The following is a 25,811-nucleotide window of genomic DNA, read 5'->3' as shown; positions in this document are numbered from 1 at the left end:
CCTGTTCGGGTTCAGGCCTGGAGGCCGGAGAGGGAGTCCTTGGCGGCGGCGGCAACTGCTTCTGCCGTGATGCCGAACTCCTTGAAGAGACGCTTGTAGTCAGCTGAGGCTCCGTAGTGCTCCAAGGAAATGGAACGTCCGGCATCGCCAACGAATTCCCGCCAGCCGAGTGACAGGCCAGCTTCCACGGAAACACGGGCCTTGACTGCTGCGGGGAGGACAGATTCGCGGTACGCAGCATCCTGCTTGTGGAACCACTCCACGCAGGGCATGGAGATCACGCGGGTCGCAATGCCCTCGGCCTGCAGTGCCTCACGAGCTTCGACGGCAAGCTGCACTTCCGAACCGGTACCGATCAGGATGACGTCAGCCGGAACTGTCGCGCCGTCCTTCGATGCTTCGGCCAGGACATAGCCGCCCTTAGCGACACCGGTGGTGGCACCGAAGGTATCGCCGGTAGCTACACCTTCGCCGCGCGCGTATGTCGGGATGTTCTGCCGAGTCAGGACAATGCCTGCCGGGTTGGCGTGATTCTCCAACATGGCGTGCCACGCGGCGGCGACCTCGTTGGCGTCCCCGGGACGGACGACGTCGAGGCCCACCACCGCGCGCAAGGTTGCCAACTGCTCCACGGGCTGGTGCGTGGGACCGTCCTCGCCGAGGCCGATCGAGTCGTGCGTCCATACGTAGAGCGACGAGACTCCCATCAGGGCACCGAGACGGATGGCCGGACGCTGGTAGTCGCTGAAGATCAGGAAGGTACCTGAAAAGGCGCGTGTCTTACCGTGCAGGCTGATGCCGTTCACAATCGCAGCGGCGGCATGCTCGCGGATACCGAAGTGCAGGACACGCCCGTAGGGATTGCCAGACCAGGCATCGGTCTGCTTGCTGTTGGGGATGAACGACGCAGCGCCCTCAATGGTGGTGTTGTTGGATTCTGCGAGGTCCGCGGAACCACCCCACAGCTCGGGCATGACCGGGCCCAAAGCAGTCAGGACTTTTCCTGACGCTGCACGGGTGGACATTTCCTTACCGGCTTCGAACACGGGGAGTGCCTGGGCGAATCCGGCGGGCAGTTCCAGCGACTCTATCCGCTTGAGAAGCGTGTTGGACTCAGGGTTGGCTTCCTGCCAGGCGCTGAAGGAGGTTTCCCATTCCTTACGCTCCGCGGCGCCCCGGTCAATAACTTCCCGGGCGTGGGCCAGAACCTCAGGGTCGACGTCGAACGTCTTTTCCGGATCGAAACCAAGGAAAGACTTCAGTCCGGCAACTTCATCGGCACCAAGGGCGGAACCGTGGATCTTGCCAGTATTCTGCTTCTTCGGTGCCGGGTAGCCAATGATGGTCCGCAGTGCAATGAGAGAAGGCTTGGATGTTTCGGCCTTGGCGGCGACCAGTGCCGCATAGAGCTCCTGGATGTCCTCAACGTAGTCACCAGTCTTGGTCCAGTCGACACGCTGGACGTGCCAGCCGTATGCCCGGTACCGCTCAGGGACATTTTCCGTGAAGGCAATGTCGGTATCGTCCTCGATGGAAATGTGATTCTCGTCGTAAATCACAACGAGGTTTCCGAGCTCCTGGTGTCCGGCCAAGGACGACGCCTCAGACGTCACGCCCTCCTGCAGATCGCCATCGGAGGCGATGGCCCAGATGGTGTGGTCGAACGGGCTGGTCCCCGCAGCGGCGTCGGCATCGAACATGCCGCGTTGGCGACGCTGGGAGTAAGCGAATCCCACGGCGGATGCAAGCCCTTGGCCCAGCGGTCCCGTGGTGATCTCAACCCCGCGGGTGTGCTTGTACTCCGGGTGACCCGGAGTCAGCGAATCCCACGTGCGCAGGGCTTCAAGATCCTTGAGCTCCAGCCCGTAGCCGGAGAGGAACAGCTGGATGTACAGCGTCAGCGACGTGTGACCGGGTGAGAGGACAAACCGGTCACGTCCCAGCCAATCCGGGTCTGTCGGGTCGTGGCGCATGAGTTTCTGGAAGAGCAGGTATGCGGCCGGAGCAAGGCTCATGGCGGTTCCAGGGTGACCATTGCCCACCTTCTCGACGGCATCCGCGGCAAGGACACGAATCGTGTCCACTGCGCGCTGATCCAAGCTGGTCCATGACAGTTCTTGATCTTCCAAATGTGGCACGAAAACCGGGCCCCTCTCTGTGCTGACAGCCAGCAGCCACACAGTCCAGACTCTGACACGAATGGTGTCCGCCCACGTGTGTTGCCAGCTGTTCACCATTAAAACGTTGATCTTCCGGATCACTTGGAGCAGACATGGGAATGCGTTTTCCAGCAATCTCCCCGCGCTCAGTGATGTCCTGACAGCTTATCCCTCCCGCGGGGCCAATCTGGGGACAATCTCACGAATTGGGGCGAAAATATCGCCAGATGAATCACTGCCTGCCGTGAGCTGGGTAACACTACGTTTCCCCGGTGGGGCTGGGTGACGTCTGCCGCGGCCGTAGATCCCGGTTCGTGGGCCAAGCGCGGTATGCTGGGCAGGGTTCCCGTCTGTACTTAAAGGCCGAAAGTACGTCCCTTCGACGTATCCGTCCGCAGCGCACCGGGGCCAGCAGTCCAGCCGTACCATACAGCCGATAGAACAGGGTGACGTCCACCGTGAGCACAACAGATACACCGCTGAGCATCTCTCCCGCACGGGGGAAAGGGCTGATCGCCCGTAAGGCAAAGGCGTATCTGGCTCTGACCAAGCCCCGGGTCATCGAACTCCTGCTGGTAAGCACCCTTCCCACCATGATCTTCGCCGAACGCGGCTTCCCCTCCATTGGCCTCATTCTCGCCACGCTGGTTGGTGGTGCGTTCGCGGCTGGAAGCGCTGGTGCCTTTAACTGCTACCTGGACCGCGACATCGACAAACTGATGCACCGCACCGAGAAGCGTCCGCTGGTCACCGGGGAAGTTACCCCCACCGAAGCACTCGTTTTTGCTTCTCTTCTTGGCCTTGCGTCGCTGGTCATCCTCTGGTTTGGTGCCAACCCGCTCTCTGCGTGGCTTGGTCTGGCCGCTATTTTCTTCTATGTGGTGATCTACACCATCATCCTGAAGCGCAGGACATCGCAGAACATCGTGTGGGGAGGCGCCGCTGGCTGTTTCCCTGTCCTCATCGCCTGGGCTGCCGTCACCAATGCCGTCGAATGGCCAGCCTTCATTCTGTTCATGGTGATTTTTCTTTGGACCCCACCGCACTACTGGCCGCTGTCGATGCGCTACGGCGAGGACTACCGAAATGCCAACGTGCCGATGCTCGGTGCCATTGCTGGTGCCAAGGTCGTCTCGGTCCAGGTTGTGCTGTACGCGTGGGCGATGGTTGCGTGCTCACTGCTGTTGATTCCGGCCGGAGGCGCTGGCTGGGTCTATACGGCGGTCGCGGTGATAGCCGGAGCATGGTTCCTGAACGAGTCCCACACCCTGTACAACCGCGCCAAGCGTGAGGAAATCTCGGACAAGGTAGCGATGAAGGTCTTTCACGGTTCCATCAGTTACCTCACGCTGCTTTTTATTGCCCTTGCGGTCGATCCCTTCGTGGGGTCCGCCGTGATGGGTGGCTGAACCAGCCCACTCCCTACCCTTTTCCTGCCACCAGCCTTCCCGGCTGTGGTCCAGGTCGCCGGGCGACTAGCCCGCAGCTGAATCATCAGGGTGGTCCACACTAGGCCTGGGCATGGCACCTGTGCTGTCGGCCGTCGGTGGAGGGTGAGATGCGCCAAGCGGTGGAGGCCAGCGATCTGGTGCCGGCACAGTGTCCGTCGCCGGCCACCAGAGGCCACTTCCGAACATCCAGTTCTCCATCCTCACACCCAGGGCTTCTGGCACCAGGGGTGCACAGTAGGGTGTGCGGAAGCTAGCGGGGTGAGCGGGACAGGCCCTGGGGGCTGGAACGGGCAATGTCGGCAGCGTTGGTTGCTGCACTCATCAGGAGAGCTGCGCCCAGCATGTGCGATGCCACCAGGAGTTCAGGAATGCCGTTGTAGTACTGCGTGAAGCCAATGACGCCCTGCAGGAGAGTCACAGCCAGCAGGAGGAAAACTGACGTGCGGAAGATCCCATGGAGCTGGCGGAGCAACACGACGGCAAGGGCAAACAGTGCGCCTCCCGTGATGAGGTACGCCGGCACGGCGTGGATGTGGGACACCAGGTCCCAGTCCAGGTTATTGCGGGGGGCATCGGCGTCTCCGGCGTGCGGGCCGGCGCCTGTGACAACGACACCCAGCATCACGGCGAGGGTCGAAAGAACAGCAAGGCTCATCATCACGGGTCGCATGGTCCCGGGGAGGGGCGCGAGGGGACGTGCTGTGCGCCCGGTCCGGCCAAAGGCCCTGTTGACCAGCAGAGTGGCAAAGACAACCAACGCCATGGAGACCAGGAAGTGCAGGCCCACCACCCAGGGATTGAGGTTGGAGAGGACCGTGATGCCGCCAATGACCGCCTGTGCCGGGATGCTCGCGAGCAGTCCGAGCGCCAGGAGGAACAGGTCTCGCCGTTCCTTGCGAAGGTTCCAGAGGAACACCAGCATTGCAATGGCCACACCCGCGAGGGCGAAGGTCAGCAGACGGTTGCCGAATTCAATGAATCCGTGGATTCCCATATCCGACGTGTTTGTCAGGGACTCCGCGGTGCATTTTGGCCACGTGGGGCAGCCCAGGCCCGAGGCAGTGAGGCGGACGGCTCCGCCCGTGACCACAAGTGCGCTCTGGCCAACCAGCGACGCCACGGCGAGTCGGCGCACCACTGAGTTCACTTCGTTGGGAAGTCGAGAAGCTAGCCCACGTACCTGATGGACGGCTTTTCCTGCGGTTTCCCGCACGCGGGTGGAGGTGCTCACTGTACTTCTCAATTCCACTTGAACCAACGGATGGCTGCCGCCCCGGCCAGAATGGTCCAGAGCAGCAGGGTCAGGGCGTACGCACCATTGAAGGTGCCGGTAAGGAAGGCGTCCCTCAGGGCGCCGCCCAGCGCGCCCGAAGGGAGAAACTGCACGAAGGATTCGAGGGCCAAGGGCAGACGTTCGGAAGGAATCACGATTCCACCGAGTGCTCCCAGCAAAATCCACATGAGGTTGGTAATCGCCAGGGTCGCCTCGGGCCGGACGGTGCCTGCCACGAGCAGCCCCAGCGCTGTGAAGGCTGCCGCCCCAAGGATCAGGAGGACGACGGCGGAAGGCCAGGCGCCGCCGTCGGGCCGCCATCCCAGGGGGAACGCAACTGCGGCGACCACCACAACCTGGAGGACCAGGACGGCGAGGACCGCGAGGATCTTCCCGGCGATCAGCCCGGTCCGGCCCAGCGGAGTTGTGGAAAGGAACCGCAGGACGCCGTAACGGCGGTCAAAGCCCGTGGCGATTCCCTGTCCGGTGAAAGCCGTGGACATGGCGCAAAGGGCCAGCACTCCCGGGACAGCAATATTGATCCGCGAGGCGCCCATGTCGTCCAGGATGGGAGTTACTGTCAGGCCAATGAGTGCCAGGAGCGGCAGCACAATGGCCAGTATCAGCTGTTCACCGTTCGTGATCATGGTGGTGGCCTCATACTTGCCCTGCAGGAGAATCCTGCGGGGCAAGGAGGATGCAGCACCAGGTTTTATGGTCAGGGCACTCATGATGCCTCCTTGGCGCTGATGTCAAGGAAAACGTCTTCGAGGCTACGTGCTTCCAGGCGGAGTGAGGTAGGCATGATGTCCTTCTCCGCCCACCAGGCGGTCAGTGCGGCGAGGTCGGCCGGCGTCAGGGAGCCTGTGATGGAGTAGCTCCCGGGGCGGCTTTCCACCACGTGGAGGTCACCGGACAGAACTGCGCCCATGTCCAGTTTCTCGGGCCCTTCCACAAAGAGCGTTCGGATGTGCTGCTGTGTTGAGTCCCGACGGAGGTCGCGCTGCAGGAGTTCGGCTACTGTGCCTTCTGCGACGTTGCGTCCGGCGTCGATGATGTAGACGTAGTCTGCAAGCCGCTGGGCATCATCCATGAGGTGGGTTGTGAGGACTATCGCCATACCCTGATCGCGGAGTTCGACGATGAAATCAAAGACCAGTTGGCGGGATTGCGGATCCAGACCTGCGCTGGGCTCGTCGAGGAAGAGCACCTCCGGCCGTCCGAGCAAGGCAGCCGCGAGTGCAAGGCGCTGCTTCTGCCCCCCTGAGAGGCGACGCACAGTGCCCTGCGAAAAGTCGTTGATACCCAGTCGGGACACCAGATCATCGACAGGCCAGGGGTTCCGATACATTCCCGCAATATGCCGCAACAGGGGAAGGGGTCGGGCCGATGGTGGAAGGCCACCATCCTGGAGCATCACCCCAACGCGGGCCCGCAGGTCAGCACCAGCCCTCGCCGGATCGTGGCCAAGGAGGGAAATAGTTCCGCCGGAACGCTTCTGCAGGCCTTGGGCGCATTCGATGGTGGTGGTCTTACCGGCGCCATTCGCGCCGAGAAGGGCTGTGACCTGGCCGGCATGGGCCTTGAGCGAAATGTCGCTGACCACACGCAGCATCCTGCCATCGAGGGAGGGCAGGGGTCCCACGTCCTTGACGAGCCCGTGGATGGCAAGGGCGGGAAGTTGGGAATCTAGCACGTCCACATTCTACGGGATGTAGTACATCGAGGCCTGCTTTGCGATTGACTGTGCGGGGCCTTGGGGTTTTAGTGGAGAGGAGCCCCCGGAATTAGCCTCCAGGTAGGGCAGGAGGTCAGCCTTGCCTTACTGGAACAGGGAATAAAATTACGGCATGATTATGTTGTGTATTCCGTGAGTACCAGTCCAGCAGCCCCGGCAGGCGGCGTTTCATCCAGCCCTGCTGTCGGCGACCCAGACGACCGCACCCGTGACCGGGTTCAGGCGGCCGTACTGGAGCATGGCCCCGTCAGCGCAGCCGAGCTGGGAGAAATCCTCGGCTTCACCCCTGCCGCAGTGCGTCGCCACCTCGATCACCTGGCCCGTACAGGTGTGATTGAAGTCAAGCGCATCACCGGTGGTGGAGGTGCTGGACGTCCAGCGCGAAAATACGTTCTTAGCTCCCAGGGCCAGTCAAGCCTCGGGGACGACTACCTGAACATTGCCGCGACAGCACTCGAGCAACTCCAGGATGTCGCAGGGGAAGAGGCCGTGCGGAAGTTCGCCGTCGAGCGCTTCGCCCAGATGGAAGCACGCTACGAACCGGAGATAAATGAAGCTGGCCTCGACGTCACGGATCGCGCCAAGGCACTCTCGGCAGCATTGAGCCGGGACGGCTACGTCTCGTCTGCAGCATCGGTGGACGCCCGTGCGCCCCTGCCGGCGTCGTTCTCCAGCATCCAGCTCTGCCAAGGTCACTGTCCCATCCAGCATCTCGCAGCCAGGTTCCCTGAATTTTGTGATGCTGAGACTGAACTCTTCTCCCGGCTGGTGGGCGTCGATGTGCGCAGGCTTTCAACGCTTGCCCGCGGCGGCCACGTCTGTACCACCCACATACCAACCGGTAGGCCCATTGCATCCGGGGACCCCGTTCCCGCGACTGCAGGCACTACCGGGCATGAAGTAACCAACCATCAGCAAGAAAGGCCGTGATGACGGACCAACTATCAGAGAAAGTGGTTGCCGAAGACACAGTGATTTCGGAGATTCTCGAAAAGAACCCCGAACTCAATGGCATCGGTACGTACGAGTACGGCTGGTCCGACAAGAATGACGTCGGAGCCAACGCCCGCCGCGGCATCAACGATGAAGTGGTCCGGGACATCTCGTCCAAGAAGAGCGAGGCCCAGTGGATGCTGGACCTGCGCCTGAAGGGTCTGAAGTATTTCGACCGCAAGCCCATGCCCACGTGGGGTGCGGACCTCTCCGGGATCGATTTCGACAACATCAAGTACTTTGTCCGTTCCACCGAAAAGCAGGCGAACACCTGGGAAGACCTTCCCGAGGACATCCGGAATACCTACGAGAAGCTTGGTATCCCGGAAGCTGAGCGCAGCCGCTTGGTCTCGGGCGTTGCTGCCCAGTACGAATCCGAGGTTGTCTACCACCAGATCCGCGAGGACCTGGAGGAACAGGGAGTCATCTTCCTGGACACGGACACTGCCCTGCGTGAACACCCTGAGATCTTCAAGGAGTACTTCGGCACCGTGATCCCTGTGGGGGACAACAAGTTTGCCTCCCTGAACACGGCCGTTTGGTCCGGCGGATCATTTGTCTACGTACCCAAGGGTGTCCACGTGGACATTCCCCTGCAGGCGTATTTCCGAATCAACACGGAAAACATGGGCCAGTTTGAGCGGACGCTGATCATTGCCGACGAGGACTCCTACGTCCACTACATCGAAGGCTGCACGGCACCGATCTACACCTCTGATTCATTGCACTCCGCAGTGGTTGAGATCATCGTGAAGAAGGGCGCACGCGTCCGTTACACGACCATCCAGAACTGGTCCACCAACGTGTACAACCTGGTCACCAAGCGTGCCATCTGCGAAGAGGGCGCCACCATGGAGTGGGTCGATGGAAACATCGGTTCCAAGGTCACCATGAAGTACCCGGCGGTCTACCTCGTGGGGGAGCACGCCAAGGGCGAGACGCTGTCCATTGCTTTTGCAGGTGCAGGGCAGCACCAGGACACCGGATCAAAAATGGTGCACATTGCCCCCAATACCAAGAGCTCGATCGTGTCCAAGTCTGTGGCCCGCGGCGGTGGGCGGGCAGCTTACCGCGGCCTCGTCCAGGTTCGCGAAGGCGCCAAGCACTCAGCCAACACGGTCCGTTGTGATGCACTTCTGGTGGACACCATTAGCCGTTCGGACACCTACCCTTACATTGACATCCGTGAAGACGACGTGGTGATGGGGCACGAGGCAACTGTTTCCCGGGTCAGTGAGGAGCAGCTGTTCTACCTGATGTCGCGTGGAATGCGCGAAGACGAGGCTATGGCGATGATCGTCCGCGGCTTCATCGAGCCGATTGCCCGCGAACTTCCGATGGAATACGCGCTTGAGCTGAACCGACTGATCGAACTGCAGATGGAAGGGTCCGTCGGATAACGATGACTGAAATCACTGAAGAAAAGGCGCGCATTGGCGCACCGTCCCAGCCGTTTATTAACGGCTTTACCGAAGAGGGCGAGAACCTCTCGCCCATCAACACCTCGGAGTCCAAGGCACCCCTTGCAGGTGAGGCCGTCAAGGCCCACTCGCACGGTGGTGGCGTGGGCATTCCGGACAGCTCACGGGCAGGCCGCCTGACATCCTACAAGCTGGCCGATTTTGCGCCGCTGACCGGCATGGAAGAGGACTGGCGCTTTACGCCCCTGAAGCGTCTTCGCGGATTGCACAGCGATGTCCTGAAGGGCACCGCTCCAGCAGTGGACATCACTGCTCCGGAGGGAATCATTGTCGAGACCGTGGGGCGCGACGACGCCCGCATCGGCTCGGCAGCCATCCCCGAGGACCGTGTTTCGGCCAACGCGTGGGAGAACTTCTCCGAGGCAACGGTCATCACCGTTCCTGAAGAGCACCAGGCAACCGGCGAGATCATGGTCTCGATCGAAGGCTCAGGCCTGGAGGCTTCGGCACAGCACTTCGTGATCATCGCCAAGCGATTCTCCAAGGCTGTTGTTGTGTTGGATCATCGCGGTACTGCTGTTGTTGCGGAAAACGTCGAAATCCTGGTGGAGGACGGCGCGCAGCTGACAGTCATCTCCCTCCAGGAGTGGACTGACGATTCAGTCCATGCCTCCTCCCAGCAGGCAAAACTGAGTCGCGACGCAAAGTTCAAGCACATTGTGGTCTCACTCGGCGGTGACCTCGTGCGTTTGACGCCGTCGGCCCGTTTCTCAGGCCCCGGTGCAGAGGCGGAACTCTTCGGCCTCTACTACGCGGATGCTGGCCAGCACCTGGAACAGCGCCTCTTCGTGGATCACGCGGTTCCCAACTGCAAGTCCAACGTCCTCTACAAAGGCGCCCTGCAAGGCCGCAACGCCCACGCCGTGTGGGTTGGCGACGTCCTGATCCGCAAGGAAGCTGAGGGCACCGACACCTATGAGGCCAACCGCAACCTGGTCCTCACTGACGGTGCGCGTGCTGATTCGGTACCCAACCTGGAAATCGAAACTGGACTGATCGCCGGAGCTGGCCACGCAAGTGCAACCGGCCGGTTCGACGACGAACACCTGTTCTACCTGATGGCGCGTGGCATTCCCGAAAAGGTTGCCCGCCGCCTGGTGGTGCGTGGATTCCTGAATGAGATCATCTCGCAGATCAAGGTTCCGGCGCTCGAAGAGCGCCTCACCGAGGCTGTGGAGCGCGAGCTCGCAGCGAGCGAAAACTAGGACGGGCGGGAACTGATGAGTGAAAAGCCCCAGGGTGAACTCGTGTGCCGCGCCGCCGATATCCAGGTGAAGCAGGCATTGCGGATCCTGATTGATGACTACCCGGTGGCAGTGGTGCGCGATTCAATGGGCGAGATCCACGCGGTGGGTGACACCTGCTCTCATGCCGACATTTCGCTTGCCGAAGGCGAAGTGGAAGGGTGTGCCATTGAGTGCTGGGGCCACGGCTCCCAGTTTGATCTGCGCACCGGTGCACCCCTTCAGCTTCCCGCCTACGATCCGGTACCCGTCTTCGCCGTCGAGGTTCACGGCGAGGACGTGTACGTGGATGTCTCACAAGTTTTGAACGGCGCTCCGGTCAACCCATAGTTCCTGGCGCCGGGCACTGCTACGGCAGGTCGCCCCGCCACTACAGACTCAGATAAAAGGAAAGAAGAGCATGTCAACTCTTGAAATCAAGGACCTGCACGTCAGCATTGACACAGAGCAGGGCACCAAAGAAATCCTGAAGGGTGTCAGCCTGATCATCCGTACCGGCGAGACCCACGCAATCATGGGCCCCAACGGTTCGGGTAAATCCACTCTCGCGTCCACCATTGCTGGTCACCCGCGGTACAACGTGACCTCCGGCAGCATCACCCTGGACGGCGAGAACGTCCTGGACATGAGCGTCGATGAGCGCGCCAGGGCCGGCCTGTTCCTGGCCATGCAGTATCCCGTTGAGGTTCCGGGCGTCAGCATGACCAACTTCCTGCGTACGGCAAAGACTGCCATCGACGGCGAAGCGCCCAAGCTGCGTACCTGGACCAAGGACGTCAAGGCTGCCATGGCGCAGCTGCGCATCGACGCTGACTTCACTCAGCGCAACGTCAACGAGGGTTTCTCCGGTGGCGAGAAGAAGCGCGTGGAGATCCTCCAGCTGGAGCTCTTCAAGCCGAAGTTCGCCATCCTTGACGAGACTGACTCTGGCTTGGACGTTGATGCCCTGAAGGTTGTTTCCGAAGGCGTCAACCGTGCCCACGACGAGGGCAACATGGGCACCCTGCTCATTACCCACTACACCCGGATTCTTCGCTACATCAAGCCGGACTTCGTGCACGTATTTGTCGAGGGCAAGATTGTCGACCAGGGCGGTGCGGAACTGGCGGATCGTCTCGAGGACGAAGGCTACGACCGCTACGCACCAGGCGCGGGCGTTGCAGTTGCCCCCGCTGCTGCTGCCGAGTAAGGATGAGGTCATGACTGACATCAATGTTGCACGGACCAGCCTGGAGGACGTCGAAGAGGCGCTCAAGGATGTTATTGATCCCGAACTCGGAGTTAATATCGTTGACCTTGGTCTTCTGTACGGCCTGAAATATTCGGACGACGACGGCGCCCTACTGATTGATATGACGCTGACCACGGCTGCCTGCCCCCTCACCGATGTCCTTGAGGAGCAGGTGGGCAAGTCGATGGACGGTGTTGTGGATGATTGGCGGCTGAACTGGGTCTGGATGCCGCCGTGGGGTCCGGAACGGATCACCGACGATGGCAAGGACCAGATGCGCGCCCTCGGGTTCAACATCTAGCCAGTCCACCAGCCAGCACGTTTTCAGGTGCACACCGGACGGCAGTATCCCGGTGCCCAAACGACGACGGCGGACTCCCACGAGGGGAGTCCGCCGTCGTCGCTGTTTAATTCGTCGCTGTTTAGTTCCTTGTCTCACGCGCGGTCAGTGGCACCCACAGTCAACAACAAGGGCCCGGTGGTCAGGATGCCACCCCAGGGTCAGAGGTTTGCGGCGGAGAAGGTATCGCACTTGTTGATGTCACCGCTCTGGTACCCCTGGGTGAACCACCGTTGGCGTTGTTCGCTTGATCCATGGGTCCACGCCTCGGGAGAAACCCGGCCGGTGGCGGCTTCCTGAATCCGGTCATCACCTACGGCCGAGGCGGCCGAGAGCGCGTCGTTAAGGTCCTCCTGGGTCAGTGGATCTAGGAAGGGAAGCCCTGTCTGCGGATCCAGGACCTCCGTGGCGTGCCTGACCCAGAGGCCCGCATAACAGTCAGCCTGCAACTCGACGCGGACACCGCCGGATTCTGGTCCCTGGGGATCTTGCTGCGCGTTGTCCAGGTTGCCAAGGATGTTCTGGACATGGTGGCCAAATTCATGGGCCACCACGTACTCCTGTGCTAGCGGGCCGCCGGAAGATCCGAACCTGTCGACCAGTTCCTGGAAGAAATCCGGATCAAAGTAGGCGGTGGTGTCGGTGGGGCAGTAGAAGGGCCCCACAGCGGTGGTTGCGTTACCGCAGCCCGTACTCGTTGAGCCGGCAAAGAGCGTAGTTTCAGGCTGGCGGTAGGTGACGTCGTAATCGCGCAGGTAGGCCGGCCAGAAAGCATTGAGGCTGTTCACGGTTCCCGTGATCCGGCAGTCTGTGCGGGCATCAGCATCGGCGCCAGTCTGGCAGGCCTCCTGTTCGCCGGGTCCCTGCTGTTGTTCCTGTGTCGCCGGCCCCGCCAGGCCATCAAGGAGCGCCGGGTCAACTCCAAACAGGATCGCAACCAGCAGGACCAAGCCGCCGCCGATCCCACCGCCGATCATTCCTCCGCGGCCCTTGCCGCGCCTGTCCTGGACCTGGGATGTGTCCAGGCGCGTGTTGTCGTTGAAACTCATGGATTCAGGGTAATCCCAAGCGCCAGGCAGCGACGCCACCCTGACGGTAAAGTCGGGTAGGTGCCTTTCCTTAACAACGTCCAGCAATGGGCGGATCAGCGGCCACAGGCCACGGCCATAGTGGTAGGTGGCCAGCGTCTCTCCTGGGCTGAGCTCCGAGATGCTGCATCGCGTGCCGTACCGGACCTACCGCACCTGACGGTCCTGGCAGAGCCAAATTCCGTTGACTTTGTGATCCGTTTCAGCGCTGCACTGGCAGATGAACGGTGCTGTGCTGTTCTTGACCCGACCTGGGGTCACCTGTTGCTGGGGGAACTCCGTCAGCGCCTGGCAGAGTACTCCACGGGGCTGCCCGCGGGCGGCGTTGCACTCGTGGATGGACCCCCCGACTCGATGTTCTTGGTGGGCCTCACCTCAGGGACCACATCCGTGCCCAAAGCGTTCACAAGGTCCCGGGCGTCCTGGCGGGAATCTTTCGAGGCATCCATAGCCTTCTTCGGTTTGCGGCAGGATGACGTGACGCTGGCCCCAGGCCCGTTGGCATCCAGCCTCAACCTCTACGCCCTGTCCGAGTGCCTGTACGCCGGGGCGGAATTCCAGTCGCTTGAGTCCTTCGACGTTGGAGCAGTCCACGAGGCCATCACCTACGACGGCGTTACGCGCCTGGTATTGGTCCCCACCATGCTGCGACTGCTCAGCGAGCGCGGCCTGGCGGGCAGTGTTGATGCATCAGGGCTTCGCAGCATCATCTGTGCAGGCTCCAAACTCGACGCCCGGACGCTTGAAGCAGCACGGCGCTGGGCACCGCTGGCAACCATCCACGAATACTATGGAGCTTCCGAGCTCAGTTTTGTCTCCGGGACAAGCCTGCATCCCGGCGACCCCATCCCTGCTGGCAGCTCATCCATTGGTGAACCCTTTCCCGGGGTTGAAGTCCGGGTCCTTGATGACAGGGCCGGTGTGCTTCCGGACGGAGAGGTGGGGAACATCTGCGTGCGTAGCGCCATGATCTCCAACGGTTATCTCTGGGGTGATGATGGGGAAGCCCTGCGCGTCCTCGATGGCTGGTTCACGGTGGGGGACCAGGGGTTCCGGGCCACGGATGGCCTGCATATTCTGGGGCGCCGTTCTGACATGATCCTCACCTCAGGCCGCAACGTATACCCGCACGAGGTGGAGCTGGCCCTGGCTGCCATTCCGGGTGTTGCGGCGGCCCTTGCCGTCGGTGTTCCGGATGACGTGCGTGGCGAGCGCGTGGTGGCTGGCGTCGTCCTCTCGCACGGGGGACTCTCCGCTACCCAGTTGCGTAACGGCCTGGACCAGGTGCTGCAACGCTCAAAATGGCCGGTCCGGTTCTATGTCGTTGACCACCTGCCCACCACAGACCGGGGAAAGCCCAGCCGTGAGCTTTTGCGGGACTGGATTGTCGGGGGGACCGCCCGTGTCCTTCCCTGAGCAGGCAGTCCAGGCCAACCGTCAGCCCATCATCATTGCGGCGCGCAGGACGCCGATCTGCAGGACGCGTGGCCGGCTTGCGCAGGTGCCAGTGGAGAGGCTGCTGGCTCCGGTGCTGGCCCAGCTCCTGCGGGACTGCGGCGTGGCAGGGCCGGACGTGGACGACGTCGTCATCGGAAATGCGACAGGCGGTGGTGGGAACGTGGCCAGGTTGGCGCTCCTCACCGCCGGACTGCCCGTCTCCGTTCCTGGGATAAGCGTTGACAGGCAATGCACGTCGGGTCTTGACGCGATCACCCTGGCCGCCGGCATGGTGGCTGGGGGGACCGGTACGCTCTTCCTCGCCGGGGGAGCGGAAAGCATCAGCACCGCCCCCCTGCGTGCCAGGCCCGGTGGTGACGGTGAGCCGGTCTTCTTTTCCAGGGCTGCGTTCACCCCACCCGAGTTCGGCGACCCGGAGATGGGGACTGCGGCCGAGAACGTGGCAGTCCACAGCAGCATTGGAAGGGAGCGGCAGGACGCGTTCGCCCTGGAGAGCCACCAGCGCGCCGCAGCGGCCCTTTCTGCGGGACGATTTCGCGGTGAACTCATCACCGTTGACACAGCTACGGGCCCGGTGACCTTCGACGACGGTCCGCGTTCCGGGCTCACGCCCGGGATCATGCAGCGGTTTCCGCCGGTATTTGTTCCCGGTGGAAGCGTCACTGCCGGGAACTCCTGCTCAGATGCTGATGCTGCGGCGGCGGTGGTAGTGACGTCGCTGGCACATGCGCGCGGTGTGGGTGCTGCTGATGGCCTGGAAGTGCTGGGTTGGGCATCCCGTGGTGTGGAGCCCCGGTTGTTGGGGCTGGGCGCGGCAGCTGCTGGTGAAGCCGTCCTCACACAGTGTGGGGTAGACCCTGGCGCGCTCACCTTTGTGGAATTTAATGAGGCCTTCGCAGCCCAGGCGCTGGCTAGCCTTGACGTCCTCGGGATTGATCCGGCCCGGGCCAACCGCGACGGAGGGGCGCTGGCCCTCGGGCATGCGTACGGGGCCTCAGGCGCTGTCCTGGTTGTCAGGCTTTTTGCCCAGGCGCGCGCTTCGCGGCAACCGGGGGCCCTTGGCCTCGCGCTGATCAGTGGTGCCGGTGGGATGGGCACCGCGATCCTGGTCCGCTACGTCAGACTCGCCTAGCCCCCGGGCAGCCAACGCATCACCAGTTTGCCGGGCGTAGGCGACGGTGGCGATGAAAACCGGAAGAATCAGCGCACGTGCGTTGCGTTCCAGGCCTCTTGCCCTGGCTGAGTCCCTGACGTCAGCAAAGGTACCGACAATGAACGGGATACTCCGGATCATGATGGCGATGGTCAGGGCGAAACGTTCAGGATCAGCACCGAAGCGCCGCAACGGCCCAGCAGCTGTGACGATCCCATCCAGTATCCGCTGCATGGGCGTCGTGGCAGTGAGCAGGGCTGCGGCGCTAACACAGACGGCGATGTTCAAGACGATGCTCGCTGCCGGACCCGCGCCAAGCTGCCACCACTGGAAGGCAAAAACAACCAGCAGGACGGCTGCGACGGGTCGCAAGGCGCCCCACAGCCGGCGGAAACCCACGGCACTGAGGGCGAAGAGGAGCAGCATGATGCCGAGCACCACGGCAGAAATGCGCCAGTCACTGACCAGGAATGAGGTAACGCCCGTGCCCACCACCAGCAAGAACTTGGGCACCAACGGAGCTCTGTGGAGCACTGACGTGCCTGGAACGTAGGCGGAAAGAAGGAAGCCGTGGCCCCTCACGCGAAGCCCGTCGCAGAACAGAGCCTTCGGTAAAAATCGACTGCCGGACCAGCTGCGCCATCGAAGGCGATTTCACCGTTGTCCACCACCAGCACCCGGTCCATGTCGTTGGCAAGCTCCAGGTCGTGGGTGGACATGATCACCTGCTGATCCAGTGAAGAAAGCACCTTCCGGAGCAACTCCCGGTTCCGGAGGTCCAGCAGGGTTGAGGGTTCGTCCATGACCAGGACTGTCGGTGCCACGGCAAGCACTGCGGCCAGGGCCATCAACTGACGCTGTCCACCGGAGAGTTCGTAGATGCTTTGATCCGCGAGGGAGAGCATGCCCAGGCCAGTCAGTGCTGTTTCCGCTGCATTTCGTCGTTCGGGTCCTTTGCGGTACCTCCTACGCAGGGAGAGTTCCACGTCTTCCCGACCAGTGGGCATGACCAGCTGGGAGAGTGGATCCGTGAACACAAAACCCACTGCACGCCTGACCTGGCGGACGCTGCGAACGGTATCGGCGCCATCAACGCTGACACGACCCGACGTCGGCCGGGTGAGCCCGTTGATAAGGCGCAGCAGTGTTGACTTGCCCGAGCCGTTGGCGCCGATGATGCCGATCCGGTGTTCCGTCAGTTCGAGGGTGACCGAACGCAGCAGGTAACGCCGTGTGTCGCCCTCCTCGGCAGCAACCCAGACCGAGACATCATCAAAAACAGTGATACCCACAGGCGCCTCAGCTCACGGGAGCTGTCACACGGCGGACCAGAAGATCAGGAAATGCCCGGTGCAGGGAAACGGCAATCCCGGCGGCCAGAAGATTCTTAACCACATCGCCAGGGTAAAAAATCAGGTCCCCCCAAAATGCCTGGCCAAGCGTGGATCCCGTGGTGAGAGCAATCCCGGCAATTCCCAGGGTGTGGACCACGAGGATGCTGGTGCCCATGGCGGCAGCAAAAAACCAGAGGAAGCGCGCCCGCCGCGTCCGCCGGATGATGACGACGGCGAGCCATCCCACCAGTGCGGCAGCAAAGGGGAACGCCACAATGTAGCCAGCTGAGGGTCCAGCCAGGACACCGAGTCCACTGCGGCCCTGGCTGAAGATCGGAAGCCCAGCCAGGCCGAGCACCAGGTACAGGCCTACAGCCGCGAAGGCACGCGAGGGCCCCAGCATGAGGCCGGTGAGCATGACAGCCATGGTCTGGAATGTGATGGGTACCCCGAAGACATTCGCCGCTATGCCCGGAACCAGCGCGGCCGCGGCCACCAGGGCGGCAAAAACAGCAACCAGCGCGAGGTCAGCTGGCTGTAGTCCGGTGCGGTGCGGTGCGCGATTTGCCGTGGGGTGCTCGGTGGCCGGAGGAGGTGTGGTGGGGCTCAAGGCGCTGGTCCTGACGGTTGGGCTGTATGGGGAGATACACAAAGACGCTGGTGTCCTGCAGACGTTACCGGGCACCGACCGGGTCTATTTTGTAGGGATCAGCCAACGTACAGTGCCCGGCTTGAGGATGCACCACAAAAGGCACGATTAGGCGGCACAGCTGGGGCCGGTAGACTGGGTGAGGCCGCTTTGGGCCAATCTGCCCTGCTGGTCCCGGAAAATCTTCCGCTGTGCCGCGGCTCCCCATGTTTGAAAGGCCTTACCGTTGTGATTACTGTCCAGGATCTTGAACTGCGCGCTGGCGCCCGTCTCCTCATGGACAAGGTGAGTTTCCGGATCGACAAGGGCGACAAAATTGGTCTGGTGGGCCGTAACGGTGCCGGAAAGACCACCCTGACCCGTGTTCTGGCGGGCGAAGGACTGCCAGCCGCCGGTAAGGTCAGCCGGAGCGGCGAAATCGGCTACCTCCCGCAGGACCCCCGAACCCCTGACATGGAACAGCTGGCGCGTGACCGTATTCTTGCTGCACGTGGGCTGGATGTCGTGGTGGGCAAGCTGCGGGTTACCCATGAGGAAATGGCCAGCGAGGATCCAAAGATCCAGCAGAAGGCCATGAATCGCTACGACCGACTGGAATCAGAGTTCCTGGCCGGTGGGGGATACGCGGCGGAGGCCGAGGCTGCAGCCATCTCCTCCAACCTTGCCTTGCCTGACCGTATCCTCAACCAGCCGCTCAAGACCCTTTCCGGTGGACAACGGCGTCGCGTGGAGCTCGCCCGGATCCTGTATTCGGGTGCCGAGACCATGCTCCTCGATGAGCCCACCAACCACCTTGATGCCGATTCCATTGCCTGGCTGCGCGAATTCCTGAAGAACCACCAGGGCGGGCTGATCGTCATCAGCCACGACACGGAATTGCTCGAAGCCACCGTCAACAAGGTTTTCCTGCTTGACGCTAACCGGGCGCAGATCGACTTCTACAACATGGACTGGAAGCGCTACCAACTCCAGCGTGAGACGGATGAGCGTGCCCGCAAACGCGAGCGTGCCAACGCGGAAAAGAAGGCCCAGGTCCTCTTTGACCAGGCGAACAAGATGCGTGCTAAGGCCACGAAGGCTGTTGCCGCGCAGAACATGGCCAAGCGTGCCGAGCGGCTCCTTAGCGGCCTTGAGGCCGTCCGGGCCACTGAGCGCGTGGCAGCCCTGCGGTTCCCGGAGCCGTCGCCCTGTGGCAAGACTCCCCTGATGGCGGAGGGCCTGAGCAAGTCATACGGCTCGCTGGAAATTTTCACCGATGTTGACCTGGCAATCGACCGCGGATCCAAGGTAGTCATCCTCGGCCTGAATGGCGCCGGTAAGACCACGCTGCTAAAGATGCTCGCAGGCGTGGACAAGCCCGATACCGGCGAGGTCATTGCCGGTCACGGCCTGAAGGTTGGATATTACGCCCAGGAACACGACACCCTGGATGTGGACCGTACAGTGCTTGAGAACATGCGTTCGGCAGCCCCCGATATGAAGGACGCGGAGGTCCGTGGAATCCTCGGGTCGTTCCTGTTCTCCGGTGATGACGTCGAGAAGCCAGCCGGCGTCCTTTCCGGTGGTGAGAAGACTCGTCTTGCCCTGGCAACGATCGTGGCGTCCAGCGCCAACGTCCTGCTCCTAGACGAGCCCACTAACAACCTCGACCCTGCAAGCCGCGCGGAAATTCTTGGTGCGTTGAAGAACTACAGCGGCGCCGTCGTGCTCGTCAGCCACGATGAGGGTGCCGTGGAGGCGCTGGATCCTGAGCGTGTGGTCCTGCTTCCGGACGGCGTTGAGGACCTGTGGAACCCTGACTACCTGGACCTCATCACCCTGGCGTAAGGCTGCTCGGCGCAGGGCCCGGGCGGTCACTAGGCCGGTGGAGGTTGCCACGCAGCGTGCCAGGAGCGTTGGTTAGTCAAGCGCCGGTTCCGTTAGGTGGCAAGGACCAGCCTGGCGTGGAGAAGCGTACTTCCTCAGTATCCCTGGGCGTCGAGGATGGCGTCTTCCTCTTCCTCGGCAGTGGGGCCTCGGCGCTTCCGCGCTGGGGACGGGCGCCGCTGGGCGCCGACCGCGGCATACTGCGGAGCCCTAGCGAGGACTGTTCCGCCGGACTCCTCCAGTGCAGCATCTTCGGCCGCATCCGCTGCGTCGATGGCGGCGTTCCTGGCCTGCTGCCTGGCTGCATAGCCAAACGCCACAAACATGAGGACTCCGAACGCGAACCACTGCAGCGAATAGGACAGGTGGGTGCCTTCCTCTGTTGCCGGCATGGGGAAGCCTACCGGCGTATCGGCTGGTCGTGGTGACTCGGCGGCCAGCTGCCCGTACGCGCCAGTCATGACGGGGTAGCCCAGCTCCTGCTGATAGGTAGGCAGGTCGATGGAGGCCAACTGACCGTCAGGCGCCCCACGGTCCAGGGTAGGTTCGCCATGCTTGAGTCGGACGACTGCGCTTACCTCGCCGCCCGGTGGTGCCGGGATGGTGTCAGGGCGGCCTGGGTTGTTGTTGCCAATGGGCAGCCACCCACGATCGATGATGATGGTCTCTCCCGTGGAGAGGGTGAACGGAACTACTACCTCATAACCAGGCTGGCCGTTGAGCGGGCGGTTGCGTATTATTCGCTGGCCGTCGACGTCATACGTCCCCTGGACGGCAACCTGGGTCCACTCCCGATCGACGTCCAGTGTGCTGAACTGATCGCGGATTTCATCAAAGGCAACAGGGGTTGCACTGTAGTTGGTCACCACTCGATTAATCTCGGCGAGCGTTTCAGCACGCCGGTCCATCTGCCAACGGCCCAAGAAGAGACATGCCGCTGCGAAGACTGCCGCCAGGAGAAGGTAGCCCAGCCATTTGCTGGAGAACAGGAACCTGTACATTCAGTTCCCTCCCTCAGGGTCGGAGTGCGCGTCCCCTGGCATGGGCCTGGCCTCCTTGAAGAGGCCACGCGTCTGGAGGTAGTCCTCAAGCCAGGTCCGATGCTCGGGGCAGGCCAGCCAGATTTTACGCCGTTCCGGTGTGTGGATCTTGGGATTGTTCCAGAGGAGCTGCCACTGTGCTTCTGTTCGGCAGGCCTTCCTCGAACATGTGGTCCGGGGTGCGTCCTGGTCCAGGTTTGTCCCGGCGGCGAGGTCGAAAATATTCATTACTGCGGGAACTTCCGGACTGTGGTGGGATCATTTGTCGGATCATCGTCTGCTTGTTCGCTGCGACCGTCGTGGGGTTCGTCCTCGAAGGAGTCCTCATCGACAAGCTCGCCCTGCAGGATGAGCGGGCCCTCAGGCTCGGCTGTGCCAGGTTCTGGGGCTGCCTCAATCTGATTCAAGGGGGCAGCATCCAGCAGCGTGTCGCTGTGGAACTCGGATTGGTCGCTCCCGTTTGCCAGAATAACGGCAAACCAGGGGATGAACACGGCGCCGGCAACAACAATGATCTTGAACCAGCCGTCAACAACAAAGATCAGGATCAGGCAAACAATGCGGATGCCCATGGCCAGGGCATATTTGACCATGCGCTGGTGAATTTCTACTGACTGGGACGAACCTGCATCGGAAATACTTTGGACCTCAGGCCGTGTGCCGGAGCGGAGATGCTCCTCAGGCACGGCGGGGCCGGTGTGGTGGTTGGTGGTCATGGAAGACTTATCACGCTCCAAAGGCTGCTTGCCAATTATCTCACCATCAGCGGTACCGCCCAAAACGGAGGATAGGATCGAAGGCAGGAAATCACTTTCACCCTGCGCCAGAGCGCCGTAAAAACCTGGAGAATTTAATGCCTGAAGCAGTATCCGCCCCCCGCAGTGTGCTGGTCACGGGAGGAAACAGGGGAATTGGCCTGGCCATCGCCGAGTCTTTCCTGGCCAACGGAGACAAAGTAGCCGTCACGTACCGCAGTGAGTCCGCACTGCCGGACGGCATCCTGGGGGTTGTCGCCGACGTCACAGACAACGATTCTGTTGATGCTGCGTTTGCGCAGGTGGAAGCCGCGCACGGTCCGGTCGAGGTACTGGTAGCCAATGCTGGTATTACCCGCGACACGCTCCTGATCCGCATGAGCGAGGACGACTTCACCTCGGTCCTCGATACCAACCTCACAGGTGCGTTCCGTGTCATCAAGCGCGCGGCCAAGGGAATGATGAAAATGCGGAGGGGACGTGTGGTCCTCATTTCCTCAGTCTCGGGGCTCTACGGAGCGCCCGGGCAGATCAACTACTCGGCATCGAAGGCTGGCCTGGTGGGTATTGCCCGGTCCCTCACTCGTGAGCTGGGTTCCCGGGGCATCACGGCCAACGTTGTGGCTCCGGGGTTCATCAACACGGACATGACTGCCGAACTACCTGAAGCGACGCAGAAGGATTACCTGTCCAAGGTCCCTGCCGGCCGATTTGCCGACGCCTCCGAGGTTGCCAACGTGGTGCGGTGGATCTCCAGTGATGAGGCGGCCTATATCTCTGGGGCTGTCATCCCGGTGGATGGTGGACTTGGAATGGGCCACTAGGGTCCGCCTGCACGAAACGCGGCGGGTTTTCTTTGTTGATGCCCTACAAGGTTCTCAATGGCGATCCGCTGGCATGATGAACAACAGCCGACAACTGCACTTTTCGAACAAGGGAGCTCATATGGGCCTGCTGGACAACAAGACCGCAATCGTCACCGGATCATCGCGGGGCATTGGCGCCGAGGTCGCCAAGATCCTAGCTGGCGAGGGCGCCGGAATCATTGTGAACTACCGCCAGAAGGCACCCCGGGCGAACAAGGTGGTGGCAGGTATTGAGGCCGCCGGAGGCCGGGCGGCGGCTGTTGGCGCGGATCTGACCACAGAGGAGGGCGTTCACGCCCTTGCCAGCGCGGCAATGGAGAACTTTGGTTCACTCGACGTCCTGGTCCTGAACGCATCCGGTGGAATGGAAACCACCCTTGGCGAGGGTTATGCCCTCAAGCTCAACAGGGATGCGCAGGTGAGCATGCTCAACGCTGCTGTACCGCTGATGAACGACGGTTCCCGCGTAGTCTTTGTAACGAGCCATCAGGCACACTTCATCAATTCTGTTCCCACCATGCCCGAATACGAACAGGTGGCCCGTAGCAAGCGGGCGGGTGAGGATGCGCTACGCGAACTCGTCCCGGGCCTTGCGGAGAAGGGCATCACGCTGGTGGTGGTCTCCGGTGACATGATCGAAGGCACCGTGACAGCTACGCTGCTCGACAGGTCCAACCCCGGGGCCATCGAGGCCCGTCGCGCGGAGGCCGGAAAGCTCTACTCGGTCGAGGAGTTTGCGGCCGTCGTAGCGGCTATGGCGACGGCTGACGTCGAGCCCGGACACACCGAATACGCAGGTGGTTCGGACTACTTCGGCAAGAGCGCCGAGTAACACGCCCTTCGGCATCGTCCGAAGAAGTCCCGTCCCAGTTGGGGCGGGACTTCTTCAGGAGTAACCACACCACGCACCACAGGCCTTCGCCGACCGGCTCGAGCGCTTCGTCACCACCACTGACTGCAAGAATGCCATCAAGTCCTCAACTCCTCGCACCCTGAACGCGGCCTGACCGTCTCCCGCATCATCAACGCCCCGCGGTAGGTGGCCTGGACCGCTTGCAGGTCAAACGCCCGCTACGTGCCGCACAGCGTCGAGGAACGGAAGGTTGAGGGCAGCGTCTGCTGCGCGGCGCACAGCCGGTTTGGCGTTGAACGCGATACCCAGCCCTGCTGCTTCCAGCATGTCCAGGTCGTTGGCGCCGTCCCCCACGGCGATGGTGTCCGCCATGGCAATACCCTCTGTTGCTGCCCACTGCCGTAGATACGTTTCCTTGGCTGCGCGGTCTATGACAGCGCCAAGGACCTTCCCGGTCAGGAATCCATCAACGATCTCCAAATCGTTGGCCTGCCAGTAGTCGAGCTCGAGGTCACGTGCCAGCGGCTCCAGGATCTGATTGAAGCCACCAGAAACGACCCCCACGGCGTGCCCGGCCGCGTGGAAAGCCGCTACCAGTGTCGCGGCCCCGTCGCTGAGCATGATCTCGCCCTGGACTTTGCCGATGACATCAAGGGGGAGCCCTGCGAGGGTGGCTACACGGGCGTGCAGGCTCTGGGCGAAGTCGAGCTCACCGCGCATTGCGGCCTCAGTGACTGCAGCAACTTCATCTTTCTTGCCTGCGTAGTCGGCAAGCAGTTCGATGACTTCCTGCTGGATCAGTGTCGAATCCACATCCATCACCAGGAGCTTCCGCCCAGCCTGGCGGAGCACAGTGGGCACCACGGTGATATCGATGTCGGGCCACTCGGCATCCCGGAGGGCGGCTCGAAGCTTGTGAATAGCTGCTGCGAGGTTTCCCCCGTCAGGCGAATCTTCCCCGGACCCGGCAGGGACAACTGTTTCGATGGTACGCACCTGGAAGCGGTCATCACCCGTGCTCGCCTCCGTTTCGACGGTGGCTCCGGCGCCCCGGATGACCTTCATCAGTTCTTGCTGCTGGCCCACGGAAATTGTCCGTCCGGTGCACACCACGGTTACGTAACTTGTCATGCGTCAATCCTAGCCAGCAGTGATCAATGGCCCGGAATCATTGCGTGATCACTGTCTGGTCCGTTTTCACAGTGGTGGGTTATCAGTCGACTGCCGTTTTGTCCTAGTGTCTATTCCTATGAGTGATGTTCTGGAAATGGCCGCAGTTAGCGTTGTCCGTGGGTCGAAAACCCTGCTGGACAAAGTGAACTGGCAGGTTAAAGAGGGTGAGCGCTGGGTAGTTCTCGGCCCCAACGGCGCGGGTAAGACCACGCTCCTGCAGGTGGCCGCTGCACGTCTGCATCCGACCAGCGGCGTTGCGGGCATCCTGGAGGAGGTCCTTGGAGCTGTTGATGTCTTTGAGCTTCGCCCCAGGATCGGCCTCTCCTCAGCTTCCTTGGCCCAGCAGATCCCGGAGCACGAGACGGTTCTCAACGTGGTCGTCACTGCCGCCTACGGCGTCACGGGACGCTGGCGCGAGGGCTACGAGAAGAGCGACGAGCGCCGGGCCTTCGCCCTTCTGAACGACTGGGGAATGGGAACGTTCCTCAACCGGCCCTTCGCATCCCTGTCCGAGGGAGAGCGCAAGCGGGTGCAGATTGCCCGTGCCCTGATGACCGATCCTGAGCTGCTGCTCCTTGATGAGCCTGGCGCTGGTCTGGATCTCGCGGGGCGTGAGGACCTGGTCCAACGCCTCAGCACCCTGGCGCTCGACGACGAGTCCCCGGCAATTGTCTTGGTGACCCATCACCTGGAAGAAGTTCCGCCGGGGTTCACCCACGCTCTGCTCCTCCGCGACGCTGAAGTCGTGGCTGCCGGTCCCATCACGGCGGTTCTCACCGAAGAAAAGCTCAGCCAGGCTTTTGGGCTGCCCCTGGAGGTCAGCTCCGTCGCCGGACGGTATTCCGCCACAGCCCGCCGCTGACCTGCTCCTCCCGCAGTGGATTTCCTCAGTAGTGTCTTTGTTTTTATTGCTGGTCTCTGGGCCGGAACTATCAACGCGGTGGTGGGCTCCGGCACGCTGGTGACCTTCCCGGTCCTGATAGCACTCGGGGTCGCTCCCGTTGTAGCGTCCATGAGCAACGCTATGGGCCTTGTTGCTGGAACAGGTGCTGCCGCCTGGGGCTATCGCAAGGAGCTCAAGGGCCGGGGGCGCCAGCTCCTGAGGCTTCTTCCGGCATCTGTCTTGGGTGGCCTGACGGGTGCCTGGCTGCTGCTGCACCTTCCTGAGCAGGTGTTCGCCTACGTCGCGCCGGTGTTGCTGGTCGTGGCGCTGCTGATGGTGTTCTTCCAGCCGCGCCTGCAATCCTGGGTAAAGACCCGGAACCAATCCCCGCGCCAGGCAGCCCAGGATCGTAGCCGTAGTATCCTGCTCGTGGTGCTGATCTACCTGGCAGGCGTTTATGGCGGCTACTTCGTCGCAGCGCAGGGGATCCTGTTGGTGGGTATCCTCGGGGTTTTCTTGGCGGGAAATATCCAGAACGCCAATGCCATGAAGAACGTCCTGACGCTGGCCGTTAATCTGGTCGCAGCCACGTCCTATCTGATCTTCGCTTTTGACCGCATCAACTGGCTCGTGGTGCTGCTCATTGCCGTCAGCTCCACGGTGGGTGGGCTGGTGGGTTCGCGGGTGGGCCGCAGGCTCTCACCCAAGCTGCTTCGCGGCATTATTTTTGCCCTTGGCCTTGTGGCACTGGGCTTTATGGTGGCAAACCTCCTGAAATAATGG

The 25,811-nt window shown here is 62.0% G+C and carries 25 protein-coding genes and 1 pseudogene; 14 read left to right on the top strand and 12 right to left on the bottom strand.

The features are described from left to right. Positions 1–11: 11 nt before the first annotated feature. Positions 12–2,129, bottom strand: coding sequence for a transketolase (gene tkt / locus QMG79_RS06645; RefSeq protein ID WP_283538029.1), 2,118 nt, complete (start codon positions 2,127–2,129; stop codon positions 12–14). Between the two features lie 476 nt (positions 2,130–2,605). On the opposite strand from tkt, the gene QMG79_RS06640 reads away from it, so the two are divergent. Continuing rightward, a complete protein-coding gene (locus QMG79_RS06640; protein ID WP_283537783.1) occupies positions 2,606–3,568 on the top strand; it encodes a heme o synthase in 963 nt (320 codons plus the stop codon). Positions 3,569–3,860: 292 nt separating this feature from the next. Here QMG79_RS06640 and QMG79_RS06635 read toward each other — a convergent pair whose 3' ends face one another. The 3 genes from QMG79_RS06635 to QMG79_RS06625 are packed head-to-tail and all read right to left on the bottom strand — an operon-like array spanning position 3,861 to position 6,498. Continuing rightward, positions 3,861–4,823 (bottom strand): COX15/CtaA family protein, encoded by a 963-nt coding sequence (locus QMG79_RS06635; RefSeq protein WP_502934718.1) that lies wholly within the window; start codon positions 4,821–4,823, stop codon positions 3,861–3,863. A gap of 26 nt (positions 4,824–4,849) precedes the next feature. Then, positions 4,850–5,614 (bottom strand): ABC transporter permease, encoded by a 765-nt coding sequence (locus QMG79_RS06630; protein WP_283537781.1) that lies wholly within the window; start codon positions 5,612–5,614, stop codon positions 4,850–4,852. Then, positions 5,611–6,498: an ABC transporter ATP-binding protein gene (locus tag QMG79_RS06625; RefSeq protein ID WP_283538028.1), complete on the bottom strand. Its 888-nt coding sequence runs from the start codon at positions 6,496–6,498 to the stop codon at positions 5,611–5,613. Before QMG79_RS06625 ends, QMG79_RS06630 begins: the two co-directional genes overlap by 4 nt. Before the next feature lie 246 nt (positions 6,499–6,744). Here QMG79_RS06625 and QMG79_RS06620 point away from each other — a divergent pair, with 246 nt between their 5' ends. From QMG79_RS06620 to QMG79_RS06595, 6 genes are all read left to right on the top strand, one after another. Beyond that, positions 6,745–7,551, top strand: coding sequence for a helix-turn-helix transcriptional regulator (locus tag QMG79_RS06620; RefSeq protein ID WP_283537780.1), 807 nt, complete (start codon positions 6,745–6,747; stop codon positions 7,549–7,551). Then, positions 7,551–9,014 (top strand): Fe-S cluster assembly protein SufB, encoded by a 1,464-nt coding sequence (gene sufB, locus QMG79_RS06615; RefSeq protein ID WP_283537779.1) that lies wholly within the window; start codon positions 7,551–7,553, stop codon positions 9,012–9,014. The genes QMG79_RS06620 and sufB overlap by 1 nt, the downstream gene beginning before the upstream one ends. Positions 9,015–9,016: 2 nt before the next feature. Further along, complete coding sequence (gene sufD, locus QMG79_RS06610; protein ID WP_283537778.1) at positions 9,017–10,300, top strand: Fe-S cluster assembly protein SufD; 1,284 nt, start codon at positions 9,017–9,019, stop codon at positions 10,298–10,300. Positions 10,301–10,315: 15 nt separating this feature from the next. Then, positions 10,316–10,669, top strand: coding sequence for a non-heme iron oxygenase ferredoxin subunit (locus QMG79_RS06605; RefSeq protein ID WP_283537777.1), 354 nt, complete (start codon positions 10,316–10,318; stop codon positions 10,667–10,669). A 70-nt stretch (positions 10,670–10,739) separates the two neighbouring features. After that, complete coding sequence (gene sufC / locus QMG79_RS06600; protein ID WP_283537776.1) at positions 10,740–11,528, top strand: Fe-S cluster assembly ATPase SufC; 789 nt, start codon at positions 10,740–10,742, stop codon at positions 11,526–11,528. A gap of 10 nt (positions 11,529–11,538) precedes the next feature. Beyond that, positions 11,539–11,871 carry a metal-sulfur cluster assembly factor gene (locus QMG79_RS06595; protein WP_283537775.1) on the top strand — a complete coding sequence of 111 codons (333 nt, stop codon included), beginning with the start codon at positions 11,539–11,541 and terminating at the stop codon, positions 11,869–11,871. Between the two features lie 200 nt (positions 11,872–12,071). Here the strand turns inward: QMG79_RS06595 and ypfJ are convergent, their stop codons facing one another. Beyond that, entirely contained in the window at positions 12,072–12,959 is an 888-nt protein-coding gene (ypfJ, locus tag QMG79_RS06590; protein WP_283537774.1) for a KPN_02809 family neutral zinc metallopeptidase, read from the bottom strand. Positions 12,960–13,019: 60 nt separating this feature from the next. On the opposite strand from ypfJ, the gene QMG79_RS06585 reads away from it, so the two are divergent. Together QMG79_RS06585 and QMG79_RS06580 are read left to right on the top strand one after the other, a co-directional pair. Continuing rightward, complete coding sequence (locus QMG79_RS06585) at positions 13,020–14,414, top strand: class I adenylate-forming enzyme family protein (RefSeq protein ID WP_283537773.1); 1,395 nt, start codon at positions 13,020–13,022, stop codon at positions 14,412–14,414. Continuing rightward, entirely contained in the window at positions 14,401–15,588 is a 1,188-nt protein-coding gene (locus QMG79_RS06580) for a thiolase family protein (RefSeq protein ID WP_283537772.1), read from the top strand. Before QMG79_RS06585 ends, QMG79_RS06580 begins: the two co-directional genes overlap by 14 nt. On the opposite strand, the pseudogene QMG79_RS06575 reads toward QMG79_RS06580, so the two are convergent. The 3 genes and pseudogenes from QMG79_RS06575 to QMG79_RS06565 form a co-directional block, all read right to left on the bottom strand. Next, positions 15,568–16,191: pseudogene (locus QMG79_RS06575) on the bottom strand (energy-coupling factor transporter transmembrane component T family protein); the annotation flags it as partial. The gene QMG79_RS06580 and the pseudogene QMG79_RS06575 sit on opposite strands and share 21 nt — an antisense overlap. Further along, positions 16,188–16,901: an energy-coupling factor ABC transporter ATP-binding protein gene (locus tag QMG79_RS06570; protein WP_502934706.1), complete on the bottom strand. Its 714-nt coding sequence runs from the start codon at positions 16,899–16,901 to the stop codon at positions 16,188–16,190. The gene QMG79_RS06570 and the pseudogene QMG79_RS06575, both read right to left, overlap by 4 nt. Positions 16,902–16,908: 7 nt before the next feature. Continuing rightward, positions 16,909–17,553 carry a biotin transporter BioY gene (locus QMG79_RS06565; RefSeq protein ID WP_283537771.1) on the bottom strand — a complete coding sequence of 215 codons (645 nt, stop codon included), beginning with the start codon at positions 17,551–17,553 and terminating at the stop codon, positions 16,909–16,911. 267 nt (positions 17,554–17,820) lie between these two features. On the opposite strand from QMG79_RS06565, the gene QMG79_RS06560 reads away from it, so the two are divergent. Beyond that, complete coding sequence (locus QMG79_RS06560) at positions 17,821–19,419, top strand: ABC-F family ATP-binding cassette domain-containing protein (RefSeq protein ID WP_283537770.1); 1,599 nt, start codon at positions 17,821–17,823, stop codon at positions 19,417–19,419. A 134-nt stretch (positions 19,420–19,553) separates the two neighbouring features. Here QMG79_RS06560 and QMG79_RS06555 read toward each other — a convergent pair whose 3' ends face one another. The 3 genes from QMG79_RS06555 to QMG79_RS06545 are packed head-to-tail and all read right to left on the bottom strand — an operon-like array spanning position 19,554 to position 21,214. Beyond that, complete coding sequence (locus tag QMG79_RS06555; RefSeq protein ID WP_283537769.1) at positions 19,554–20,459, bottom strand: SURF1 family cytochrome oxidase biogenesis protein; 906 nt, start codon at positions 20,457–20,459, stop codon at positions 19,554–19,556. Further along, complete coding sequence (locus QMG79_RS06550; RefSeq protein WP_283537768.1) at positions 20,460–20,726, bottom strand: hypothetical protein; 267 nt, start codon at positions 20,724–20,726, stop codon at positions 20,460–20,462. Continuing rightward, a complete protein-coding gene (locus QMG79_RS06545) occupies positions 20,726–21,214 on the bottom strand; it encodes a DUF3099 domain-containing protein (RefSeq protein ID WP_283537767.1) in 489 nt (162 codons plus the stop codon). The genes QMG79_RS06550 and QMG79_RS06545 overlap by 1 nt, the downstream gene beginning before the upstream one ends. A gap of 137 nt (positions 21,215–21,351) precedes the next feature. On the opposite strand from QMG79_RS06545, the gene QMG79_RS06540 reads away from it, so the two are divergent. Together QMG79_RS06540 and QMG79_RS06535 are read left to right on the top strand one after the other, a co-directional pair. Further along, the gene (locus QMG79_RS06540; RefSeq protein WP_283537766.1) at positions 21,352–22,077 is read left to right on the top strand and encodes a beta-ketoacyl-ACP reductase; all 726 of its coding nucleotides are present in this window, start codon (positions 21,352–21,354) and stop codon (positions 22,075–22,077) included. Positions 22,078–22,198: 121 nt separating this feature from the next. Next, on the top strand, positions 22,199–22,951 hold the full coding sequence (locus tag QMG79_RS06535; RefSeq protein WP_283538026.1) for an SDR family oxidoreductase: 753 nt from the start codon (positions 22,199–22,201) through the stop codon (positions 22,949–22,951). A gap of 228 nt (positions 22,952–23,179) precedes the next feature. Here the strand turns inward: QMG79_RS06535 and serB are convergent, their stop codons facing one another. After that, on the bottom strand, positions 23,180–24,103 hold the full coding sequence (gene serB, locus QMG79_RS06530) for a phosphoserine phosphatase SerB (RefSeq protein ID WP_283537765.1): 924 nt from the start codon (positions 24,101–24,103) through the stop codon (positions 23,180–23,182). A 118-nt stretch (positions 24,104–24,221) separates the two neighbouring features. Between serB and QMG79_RS06525 the strand changes: the two genes are divergently transcribed. Continuing rightward, a complete protein-coding gene (locus QMG79_RS06525; RefSeq protein WP_283537764.1) occupies positions 24,222–25,007 on the top strand; it encodes an ABC transporter ATP-binding protein in 786 nt (261 codons plus the stop codon). A 15-nt stretch (positions 25,008–25,022) separates the two neighbouring features. Next, complete coding sequence (locus tag QMG79_RS06520; protein ID WP_283537763.1) at positions 25,023–25,808, top strand: sulfite exporter TauE/SafE family protein; 786 nt, start codon at positions 25,023–25,025, stop codon at positions 25,806–25,808. Positions 25,809–25,811 lie beyond the last annotated feature (3 nt).

The organism is Pseudarthrobacter sp. PS3-L1 (assembly GCF_030063285.1).
GTDB lineage: Bacteria > Actinomycetota > Actinomycetes > Actinomycetales > Micrococcaceae > Arthrobacter.
Note: the sequence above shows the minus strand (reverse complement) of the source record. Positions and strands in the feature narration are given on the sequence as shown.